The organism is Actinomyces israelii DSM 43320, from assembly GCF_000711965.1.
In the GTDB taxonomy this organism is placed as follows: domain Bacteria; phylum Actinomycetota; class Actinomycetes; order Actinomycetales; family Actinomycetaceae; genus Actinomyces; species Actinomyces israelii.
On the sequence record NZ_JONS01000018.1, the window covers coordinates 1 to 11,100 of the forward strand.

An 11,100-nucleotide genomic window follows, 5' to 3' on the forward strand; every position below is an offset into this window, starting at 1 on the left:
GGGCGGGCACGGCGCCAGGTGCGGCAGGGCGCGCCGTCTGCGGCGCGTGCGGGGCGGGCACGGCGCCAGGTGCGGCGGGGCGCGCCGTCTGCGGCAGGGCGCCGTCGGCGTCGCTCGTCTGGTCGGTGGGCTCGATCGTCATTCGGTCTCCATCGGTCCCGGCGGAAGCACCCGCCACATGGGGTTGCTGCGGCGTCGTCGAGCCGGGTCTCTCAGCCGCTCTGGATGGAACAACACGAGTGTACCGCGCCCCAGCGGGTCGGATGCCGGCGTCCGTCAGTCGGGATAATGATCGAGCAGTCGGTATGTGGTCGATCGCGTCTTGTAAACACTTCACGCTGCCAGCGCAATCCAAGTGCTCCCCATCCAGGGGCCGTGACCGCTGTGGGCGCCTGCCCTAGGTTTACCGCATGACGGACATCAGTATCGCTACAGCGCGCGGCATCACCCTCGCCGCGACCCTGTGTGTGGCGAATACAGCCGACCCGCTGGACGTCCCTGCGCTCGATGCCGCCCTGGAGGCGGACCGGGACGTGCCCGTCCGATCCGAGGGCGTCGTCGTCCTGGCCCACGACTTCCTCACCGACCGGCACGGGCTGGCCCACCGTCTCGATGATCTCGCTGCCCGGTACCGGAAGGCGGGGTTGACCACGCTGCAGTTCGACTTCTCCGGCCTGGGCGAGTCTGACGACGACGTCATCACGCTCGCCGGGGAGGTCGAGGACATCCAGGCCGTCTGCGGCTGGCTGGCGGACCGGGGCTTCACCCGGCAGGCCATCCACGCAAACGGCCTCGGGGCGACCGCCGCGCTGCTGGCCCGGCCCGAGCAGGTGAGTGCCGTCGTTGTCGTGGGTGCGGTGGTGGGCCCGCACTCCATCCTGTGGGAGAACGTTTTCTCCCCCGCCCAGCTCGACGAGCTCGACCGCCACGGCCTGACGCGCCTCCCCGACGACAACCCCAACTCGCGCAGCTGGGACGTGCTGAGCAAGGAGACCCTGGCCGACGTCTCGTTGCAGTCGCCGCACAAGACCATGTCGGGGCTGCCGTGGCCGATCCTCATGCTCTACGGGGCCCTGACCGACGAGTTCCCCGGCACGGCCGAAGCCGCCGCCGAGGGCTTCCCTCTGCTGCGCGACGGTAGCCGGCTCCAGCAGGTGCGCTGCGACAACGCCAAGGCTGCGCACGCCGAGGTCGCCCAGCTGGCGATCGACTGGGTCACGCACCGGCTGGGTTGAGGCGCCGCGGGCGCTCCTGACCCGACCTCCGCGGTCTCTTCCGTCGAACTCGGTCCCGGAAGTTCAGCGAGTGTCCGCCGCCGGACCTCCATCGGCTCTCCGGGGCCCTCCGAGAGCCCCGGGAGGCCCCGAGAAGCCGGCCTCGACCGGAAAAAGGTGGCTCCTACGCACTTTTAAGGTGGGCCGCGGTCTTGGGCGCGGCGAAGATCGGCGTGATTCTGCGATTCTGCTGCGAGGACGGGGCGAGGGTCAGGGTTAAAAGTGCGTAGGAGCCACCTTTTTGATAGGGCCGCAGCGCACGGTGGGTGTCAGGCAAGGCGTCAGGCCGGCGTCTTGAACCGATCTCGAGCCGGGGTACGACCGATCTCGACGAAGAAGGGCCATGAGCCAGGCCCACGCCCCGTTGGGACCACTCATTCAGGCCTGGTGCAGCCAGGCGCGCGTCCCGAAGGCCGTGGTCGAGGCCGCGGCGACGGCGCAGGCGCGCTCCACGGCGGCGCTCAGCACGGGCCCGGTGACCTGGTCTCGCCGGGCGCCGGCCAGGGCGCGGGCAAGCGCCCCGTGGAAGACGTCGCCGGCGCCCAGGGTGTCGGCCGCCTCGACCTGCGGCGGCTGGACGGAGCCTCGGGCGCCGGCCGCCCACCACAGGGCCGGGCGCTCCCCACGGGTGATGACGACGCCGCGGGCACCGGCGTCGAGCAGCCAGCGCGCGACGTCCTGCGGCGCCGTCACGGGGCCCGCGGGCCCAGGCGGGTAGAAGCGGGCCGACGCCGCAACGACGTCGCAGCGCGCGGGCAGGTCCGCCGCCGGGTCCTTCCACGACCCGGCGTCCATGACGGTGAGCGCGCTCGCGCGGGCCGCCAGGTCGAGGGCGGCGCAAGCGAGGGCCGGGTTGTGCCCGTCGATGAGGACGACGTCGGGCGGGGGCTCCTGCCCGCAGGCCATCCGCGCGGCGTGCCGGTCGAGCGGGGCGGTGTCGACGGCGGCGCGGGCGTTGGTGGATATCACGGAGCGCCGGCCGGTCCCGGCGGTGATGGTGCATGAGGAGACCGAAAGGCCTGGGGCGGGTCCGGCGCTGTCGGAGCCTCCGGAGCGGTCGGAGCAGTCAGAGCAGTCGAGGAGCTCGACGCCGGTGCCCGCCAGGTCGGCGCCTACGAGCTCGGCCAGGGGCCCGGCGCCGACGGGCGCGGCCAGGATCGCTCGGCCGCCGAGGGCCGCGAAGGCGACGGCGGCGTTGGTGGCCGGGCCGCCAGCGGCGATGAGCTGGTCCAGGGCGATGATCTTGTCGTCGGGGCCGGGCGGCGCCTGGACGAGCTGGATCACGTCGACGACGGCGAGCCCGCAGAACAAGCCGACGGGACGGGTGGTCGACGGCGGTCGGCCCATTTTCAGCTCCTCAACCTGTTCTCGAGGACTCGCTGCACCGCCCGGCCGCTATGCCGGTCGGTAGGCCTTGATGCCGCCGGCCTCGTCGTGCACGATCAGCACGTCGTTCTTGACGTCGTAGCTCGAGTAATCACCGAGAGGGATCGGGTCTGATGCCCGGCCGGTGGCCATGTCGACGAGGTGGAGGAAGACCTCATCGTCCCGGTACCGATGCTCATAGAAGGTAGCGATCTGGCCGTCTCCTGCGTGATAGATGACCTGAATCGGAGATGCTACGGAGCACCCGCCCCGTTTGCGCTCAGTCAACGAGTTGTCTTCTCCGAGGTCGATATCGTTACCGGCAACGGTGATTGACTCGCATGACGCATCCGCCTGCGAGACGGAGTACGTGCCCGGAGCCCAGGACGTGTCCCCGTCCTTGAGCCAGCTGCGCGCCTGGTCAAGGGTGAAGGGCTCGGAGGACCAGGGGTAATCGTCGTCCGATCCACCGGCATCGGAGAGGAACGTCTCACGGAGAGTACCGTCGGGCTCATAGAGGGTAACGGCCGCTGACTGCCGGCCGGCCCCGTAGACCACCCACCCGTCGGCGAGCGCGTAGGGCGACGACCCTCCTTCAGCACCTTCCAGCTTCTTGGAGCTTCCGGCATCGAGGTCGACTATGTAGTCAGGGGACTTGCCGGTGCCTTCGGCCCAGGCATAGCCTCCTACCTCACTGTCCGTTAGGACGCGAACCGAGGTGGTCTCCGGGAGCTCGGCCTCCCACTTCTTCTCGGTCGGGGAGGTCCACATGGTGCATGTCGTGTCGACGCAGGCGATCGCGCTCTCGTGTGAGGAGGACACCAGGGCGTTCTCGGCCCACGGCGCCGTGGTGTGCTCACGGGAGTCGATGTCGACCAGGGTGTTTCCGACGACGATCCAGTTCTTCCAGATGGTGATCCACAGAGTCGAGCCACTGACATCCTCCTCCCAGAGCTGATCGGGTTGTCCGTCTCCCAGTTGAAACACCGTCACAGTGGTGGTTTTGGAAGCGCTTACCGTGCGGATGAGCTTGTCCTCCGCGACTTTAACGGACATAGCCCTTTTCTTGCCGGAGGCGGGCGGGGCGTCCAGAGTCCACGCCTCCTCGAACCCGTCGAGCCAGGCGCTCGACCAGCGGCCGCCCGAGCTCGCTGCGTCTGTGCTGTCGGCACTGGCAGTACTGTCGGAGCCGGGGGCGTCATTGCTGCCGACCCTATTGCGCAGCAGCAGGACGGCTCCGGTACCGACGACGACGGCCAGTACGAGCACCACCACCAGCGAGACCACGAGGACCGTGCGCCTCCTCCGTGGAGGCTTCGGTTCGCCGTAGCCGGTCGGAGACGCGGGAACCGCCGCATATCGCCCCGCGGCGGGCGGGTACTGCCCGGTCGGGTACGAGGCCGCCTGGCCGGGCTGACTCGGATCGGGCACGATGCCGTAAGAGACCGGTTGGGACTGGTCAGGACCTGCCATGCACTTGAGCCTGCCACATGAGCTCACGTGGCGAAAGGCCGGGCAGGGGCGGAGCCGGGCGAGGCCGGGCAGGGGCGGAGCCCCGCTTCCCTCACCGAGATCGGTCGAGTTCCGCATCGAGATCGGTGCGGAACCGGACCGATCTCGACGAGGGGGGCGGCGGAGGCAGGGGGCGGCGGGACCCAGCCCGGCCCAGACCGCCCCGGAGTCCCGGAGTCAAGCCCCTAGGCATACGGAGACGACTCGGTTAGGCTGAAAGAGGTCCCTTCAGCCCTGCCTCAGGAAGGATCCGACGTGAGCGCCCCGAGCCTTGAAGACCTTAAGGCGGCATCTGACGTCGTGTGGGACTACGGCGTCAGCGGCGACCTCGCCGCCAAGCTCGATGCGGCGGCGACCACGGTGGAGGATCAGGTCGAGCCGCGCAATAACCGCAAGTCTAGGTACGGCACCAAGTTCGAGGGGTACTACGCGGAGCTGTGGGCCGACAACATCCAGACGGCCAACAACGACGCGGATCTGCTGGCCGGCCGCCTGCGGGACGTGGCCACCGGCGTGCGGGACCTGGAGGAGGACGCGCGCCTGGAGCAGGAGCGGATCGACGCGGCCAGGGAGTGGAGGAGCAGGCGCGATAGGCGCTCGATGCTGGAGAGACTGGGTGAGAAAGTCGATTTCCTGCACCTGGCCCATGGCGACGAGAACCCGCCCAAGGCCGATCCCGTCGAGCAGATGCACAAGACATACGACTCCTCGCCCGCGGGCGCGCGCCAGGAGCTCGTCGGGACGAGCACCACCAGAGTGTCCTCGGCCCTGCCCGACGACCTGCGCAGCTTCACCTCGGAGGAGCGGGGAGCCACCGATGAGATCCGCAACACCCCGGCCACGCTGGGCGGCCTGGTCGAGACCTTCCAGGAGACGTGCAAGTGGGGCACTCTGGACTGCAGCCAGGTCCTGGTGGGGTTCGCCAACTACATCACCGCCAACGACGAGGACTGCACCCGCACCGACATCGTCGCGTCGAACTTCGAGGCCGCCGGCGGCAGCGGCACGATCTCCACGGTGTCCGACGCGGCCATCACCGCGAGCCTGGAGGCCAACGGCATGTCCCTGCACCGCCCGCAGCTGGAGATCCCGGCCGTCGAGGCGACCGGCAACCTCCCGACGTCGGGGTACGCGAACGACCCGGTCAACACCGCGACCGGCAACTTCGTTAAGAACGAGGAGGACCTGCGCTACGAGGGCGGCACGGCGCTGCTGGGCTGGACCCGCTCCTACTCCTCGCTGAGCCAGAAGGTCGGCGGCCACGGCCCCGGCTGGGCCTCCTTCGACGGCTGCGGCCTGCGGTTCGACGACGACGGCGCTTCCTGGACGCTGCTGGACGGGCGAGAGGTCGTCTTCCCGCGCATGGGGGACGGCTTCGATCGCGCCGCGCATGAGAGCTTCTGGCTGTCCGTCGCCGAGGACGGCTGCGTCATCACCAATAGCGCGGGCGCCCGCTGGGAGTTCACCCCGCAGGGGCGGCCGACGTCCTTCACCCTGACCGACGGCGCCACGATCACCTTCGACTACGACGCCGACCGGCTGGTGCGCATCCGTCACGTGCGCAGGCACGAGATCGGCGTGGAGTGGGACGGGGACCGCATTGTCGCCGTGCAGGCCGACGACGGTCGGCGGGTCGTCTACCGCTACGAGGAGGGCCGGCTGGTCGAGGCCGCGGGCCCCCTGGGGTCGCGCCGCTACGAGTGGGACGAGGACGGGCTGATCAGCGCGGTGATCGACGCCGACGGCGTGGTCGAGGCCCGCAACAGCTACGACGATCAGGGGCGGGTGTCCACCCAGACGTCCCCGTTCGGGCGCGTCACGCGCTTCGCCTACCTCTCCGGCCGCGTGACCGCCGTCTCCGATATGGACGGCGGCCGCTCGAACACGTGGGTGGCCGACGCCCGCGGCCGGCTGCTGAGCGTCACCGACTCCGACGGCAACTGCTCCCGCATGGCCTACGACCGGCTGGGGAACCTGGTCGTGTCCACGGACCCGGAGAGACGGCGGACCGTACGCCAGTTCGACCAGCGCAGTCGCCTGATCACCGAGCTGACGCCGTCGAGGGCCATGACCCGGCTGGCCTACGACGACCTGGACCGTCTGACCGACGTGGTCTCGCTGGAGGACGGCACCGAGGTCGCCCGCACCACCATGTCCTACACCGGCGCGCAGCAGCAGCCCTCGGAGATCATCGACGGCGAGGGCGGGCGGACCCGGATGGTCTGGGACGCGGGCCTCCTGCTGGAGGCCACCGACCCGACCGGCGTGACGGCGCGCTTCGAGTACGACGCGCACGGCGATCTCGTGGCCTGCATCGACGCCGAGGGCAATACGACTCGTATTGTCCGCGACGGGTCGGGCCGGCCGCTGGAGATGATCATGCCCTCCGGCGCCACCACGCGCTTCTCCTACACCCCGGCGGGCCTGCTGGCCTCCCGTACCGACCCGGACGGCGGCCGCTGGAGCTACGAGTACACCGCCGGCGGCCGCATGACCGCGATGGTGAACCCGCTGGGGGCGCGCACGGGCCTGGAGTACGGCGAGCACGGCGAGCTGTGCGCGACGATCGACCCGCTGGGGCGCCGGGTCGAGCAGGAGCTGGACGATCTGGGCAATGTCAGCCGCGTGCGGCTGCCCGACGGCGCGGTGTGGGAGCTCACCCATGACGCCATGTCGCGGCTGAGGCAGACCGTGGACCCGACCGGCGGGGTGTGGACGCGCCACTACGACCAGTTCGGCCGGCTGAACGAGACCGTCGATCCCGCTGGCGTGCGCGCCTTCCAGCGCCACAGCACTGCGCGCCGCGAGATCACCGTGGGCGATGCCGTTTCGTCCGCCACCGTGAAGATGGACAGGTGGGGGCGCGAGAGCGCCACCGTCCTGCCCGACGGCTCGCAGGTCACCACCCGCTACGACCGCGTCGGGCGTCCGGTGGAGCTCGTCGACGCCGTCGGCGGGCGCACCACCATTGAGCGCAACCTGGCGGGCCGCCCGGTGCGGATCCGCCGCCCCGGCGGCTCGAGCGTGCGCTACGACTACGACGCCTGCGGGCGCGTGGCCGGGGTGCGCAACGAGATGGGCTTCCGCATCGAGCTGGGGTACGACGTCGACTCCCGGGTCGTCTCCGAGACCTGGCCCACGGCGGAGCGGGGCTGGACGCGCTATGACACGTGCGGCCGCGCGGTCGCGCGCCACGCGCCGGGATCGGGGACCTTCCGCTGGACCTATGACAAGGCCGGCCGCGTGGTGGAGACCAGGGACCCCTACAACGGGGTGCGCCAGTTCCGCTACGACGAGGCCGACCAGCTCGTGGCGGCCATGGGCGGGGCCGGCGGCACCACCCGCTACGAGTACGACGAGAACGGCCGGGCGGTCCGAATCATCGACCCGATGGGCGGGGTGACCCACCGCGCCTTCGACGCGATGGGCCGCTGCACCAGCGAGACCGACCAGCTGGGCAACACCTCCTACGCCTCCTACGACGCCGCGGGGCGCTTCATCAAGAACGTCGACGCCGACGGGCACGTCATCGAGATCGGCTACGACGAGGCCGGTATGGAGTCCTCCTTGAGCGCTGACGGGCGCCTGGTCTCCCGCACGAGGCGGGATGCGCTGAAGCGGACCAGCACGGTGGAGGACTTCGCCGACCCCGGGGGCGCGGTGACGCACACCCTGTCCTATGACCCGCGCGGTCTGCTGGTGCGCCACGACCGCGAAGGCGCGTCGGCGGCCTCCACCAGCTGGGCCTACGACGCCGATGGCCTGCCGGTGAGGGTCACGGCCCCCAATGGGGAGGCCACGACCTACCGGCGCGACGCCGCCGGCGCGGTGGTCGCCGTCGAGCACCCGGGCCTGGATGCAGCGGTGCTGGAGCGCGATGAGGCGGGGCGCCTGGTGGGCGCCGCCGTCGGGGCCACGAGCCACGAGTGGGCCTTCACGGACGGGTTCATTACGCGCCATGCCCGCACTGGGGACGGCGGCTCATCGGCGTCGGTCATGGACTACACCGAGGACGGCCGGCTCGCCTCGGTCACTACTGACGGGGCCACCACCGCGTACAGCTACGACGCCTCCGGCCAGCTGACCGCGGCCGCGGGCCCGAAGGGCACCAATACCTGGGCCTACGACGCCGGGGGCCGCCTGACCCTGGAGAAGGTGGACGGGACCACCTGGAAGCGCACCTACAACGCGGCCGGCCGGCTGCTGCGGGCCACCAGCGACCGGGAGAGCGTCACCTACACCTACGACCGCTCCGGGCGGCGCACCGGGGAGGAGCATTCCGACGGGCGGCGCCGGGAGCTGGAATGGGGGCCCCTGTGGACCCTGGCGTCCGTCACCGACCACCACCATGACCGGGTGGTGCGCACCATTACCACGGTCGATGCTCTGGGCCGGCTCGCCAGGGTCAACAGTGAGCGGGTCTTCTTCGACGACGTCTCCGGCGGCCTGCTCCAGACCGGCCGGGACTGCGTCGTGCGCGCCGGGCCCCTGACCGCCCACGCCCGGGCGGGCTGGCTGGGCGCCTCCTGGCGGCCCGAGCGCCCCACCGACCCGGCCGACCCCTACCGGCCGCCCGCCCCGCAGGCCACCACCGGCCCCATCGGCATCGGGGCCGGCGGCGAGGTGCGCGTCGCCGGCCTGGAATGGACCGGCGCCCGGGTCCTGGACCCCGCCACCAGCGGCTTCCTGTCCCCCGACCCCATGGAGCCCACCACCGGGGCCGGCTGGACGGGGAACCCTTACTCCTACGCCGGCAACAACCCCGCCAACCTCCTGGACCCCACCGGCCTGCACCCCGTCTACGCCGCAGAGCTGGACGAGTACCGCAAGGCCAACTCCCCCAAGTGGGGTACCGCCCTGGCCATCGCCGCCGGGGTCGGCCTGGCGGTCTTCGGCGGCCCGGCCGGTATCGGAGCGGCCATCGCCATCGGCGCCGCCCTGGGAGCGGGAGCCAACCTCATCGACCAGGCCTGCACCGGCTACCCCGTCAACGCCGGCGAGGTTCTTATGAGCGGGGCCCTGGGCGCCCTGGGCGGAGGCATCGGCTTTGGAGCGGGCAAAGGCCTCCAGTGGGCCGCCAAGACCAAGGCCGGCGAAGCCATCATGGTCCGCGCCACCAAGCACGCCAGTATGATTCCTATCGGTCAGCACCTTGCCCAAGGCGCTGTCGGCTCAGTCTCTGGAGCCGCTACCGGTTCCCTGTCCGGTGCCGCCACCGGGGGCCTGGGCGCCCTGGCCACCGGAGGAGACGTTTGGCAGGGCGTCCGCCAAGGCGCCTGGAATGGCGCCAAAGATGGAGCTCTCGGCGGGTTGGCGGGCGGCGCAGCCGCATCCAAGTCACCGGCCACCGTCACACTCAATGGAACGGAATACCCCGCAGCAATTCCCAGAACCGCAACTCGGCCTGCAAACCGGGGAGCCGGGACAGTGTTCACCGTGCCGAAGGGAACGCCAGGGCTTCACCCCAACGTGGTGGAGACGCGCGTGATGGCCCCTAAGGGAGGGAGGTACCCTTATCCTAACGGTTACGTGAACTACCTTAATAAGGGCAACCAGGCCGTTCACCCCGCCACCGGAAGGACGCTCTCCCCATCCGATCCGGCATGGCATATACCCTTGGAGTTCGGACAGTACCCGGCTCTCTGGCCAAGTTGACCGGCTAGCCCCACGCCCCGGAGGGAAAACAAATGGGCACCGACACGATCGAGATCCGCCAGCTGCCGCGTCTGTCGACAGACGACCTCAAGGCACTGCCGCAACTGCAGGGATACGACGACCCCTTGGGCGGCGACAACACTCTCTTCTTGGCAGGCTTGTTGGACATCCTCATCGACCCGCGCCGCGCCGAGATCCTCCTACTCCTGGACAACCGGAGCACGGACAACTTCCACGAGGGCAACACCTGCCTCATAGTCGGCAGGGGTTTTCACAACCTCGACTACTCCTACCCCCGCCACCGCCAGGGCCCCATCGGAGAGCCCATCAACTCCTACTGGATAGTCCCCCGCCCAAACTCCTTTCTCTTCATATCTACGATGGGCCTGAGGTACCAATGGGATTTCAGTTTCTCGGCCACGGGTCTGGATTTCTTTGCCCTCGAGATCCCCGGACTCATAGAGCCACTGCCCTCCTATGGGTACCCGGGAGACCCCCCCGAATCCTTCTTCGAGGACAACATGCCGAAGTGGAACTCGAAAGTGAACATCCTAGGCGTATCCAGCCTCCACACCCAGCCTCCACACGGACAAGGCGGGTCAGGCCCGGACGAACAGCACGCTGACAACCGCTACGGACGCATGGGAATACTGGGCATTCTCCACCGACCCAAACGACACCGGTAACACACCGCCCACCATCACCAAACTCAAAATATGGCTGGAATTAAGCGAAATGGTGTTCTGGGGTGGCTGCTGCGGGATTCCTGGTTGGTGCTTGCAGAGCATCTCGCATGAGAACTGCTTCGTGTGGGGCGACATGGCGGACGAGGGGCGGGACGCGCTCGTCGGGTGGAGGAGGTGTTCGGGCGCTCTGCAGGTCGGCGGGGGCTGAGGGTGGGGGTGATTGTGTGCGCTGCTCGTGGTGTCGGCCTGGGTATAGCCGGAATTAAGCGAAATGGTGTTCTGGGGTGGCTGCTGCGGGATTCCTGGTTGGTGCTTGCAGAGCATCTCGCATGAGGACTGCCTCGTGCGGATCGACATGATGGACAAGGAGCGGGACGTCCTCATCAGGTGGAAGAAGCGTTCGGACACCCTGCAGGCTTGTGAGAATTGAGGGCGGAGGCGGTTGTGCGCGCTGCCCGCGGCGTCGGCCTGGATACTGTCGCGGAGGTGGTCGAGCGGACTGAGGAGACGGTACGCGACTGGCTGTCGCAGTGGCGGCAGGGGCGGGCTGAGCCCTCGTGGTGACCGGTCGCGCCGTGGGCGGGAACGCGGCAAAGCTCAAGCGGGCG

At 69.7% G+C, this 11,100-nt stretch carries 6 protein-coding genes and 1 riboswitch; of the genes, 4 read left to right on the plus strand and 2 right to left on the minus strand.

The window, feature by feature from the left end; all coding sequences use genetic code 11:
* Nucleotides 1–146: 146 nt before the first annotated feature.
* Nucleotides 147–232: riboswitch (SAM riboswitch) on the minus strand.
* A gap of 178 nt (nt 233–410) precedes the next feature.
* Nucleotides 411–1,235: an alpha/beta hydrolase family protein gene (locus O145_RS07780; RefSeq protein ID WP_043562078.1), complete on the plus strand. Its 825-nt coding sequence runs from the start codon at nt 411–413 to the stop codon at nt 1,233–1,235.
* A gap of 417 nt (nt 1,236–1,652) precedes the next feature.
* Here the strand turns inward: O145_RS07780 and O145_RS07785 are convergent, their stop codons facing one another.
* Entirely contained in the window at nt 1,653–2,621 is a 969-nt protein-coding gene (locus O145_RS07785) for a PfkB family carbohydrate kinase (protein WP_043562081.1), read from the minus strand.
* A gap of 48 nt (nt 2,622–2,669) precedes the next feature.
* Complete coding sequence (locus O145_RS07790) at nt 2,670–4,112, minus strand: hypothetical protein (protein WP_156966655.1); 1,443 nt, start codon at nt 4,110–4,112, stop codon at nt 2,670–2,672.
* A gap of 294 nt (nt 4,113–4,406) precedes the next feature.
* On the opposite strand from O145_RS07790, the gene O145_RS07795 reads away from it, so the two are divergent.
* From O145_RS07795 to O145_RS19880, 3 genes are all read left to right on the plus strand, one after another.
* On the plus strand, nt 4,407–9,806 hold the full coding sequence (locus tag O145_RS07795; RefSeq protein ID WP_043562087.1) for a DUF6531 domain-containing protein: 5,400 nt from the start codon (nt 4,407–4,409) through the stop codon (nt 9,804–9,806).
* 32 nt (nt 9,807–9,838) lie between these two features.
* The gene (locus O145_RS07800) at nt 9,839–10,492 is read left to right on the plus strand and encodes a hypothetical protein (RefSeq protein ID WP_043562089.1); all 654 of its coding nucleotides are present in this window, start codon (nt 9,839–9,841) and stop codon (nt 10,490–10,492) included.
* Nucleotides 10,493–10,918: 426 nt separating this feature from the next.
* Entirely contained in the window at nt 10,919–11,056 is a 138-nt protein-coding gene (locus O145_RS19880; protein ID WP_411265951.1) for a helix-turn-helix domain-containing protein, read from the plus strand.
* Nucleotides 11,057–11,100 lie beyond the last annotated feature (44 nt).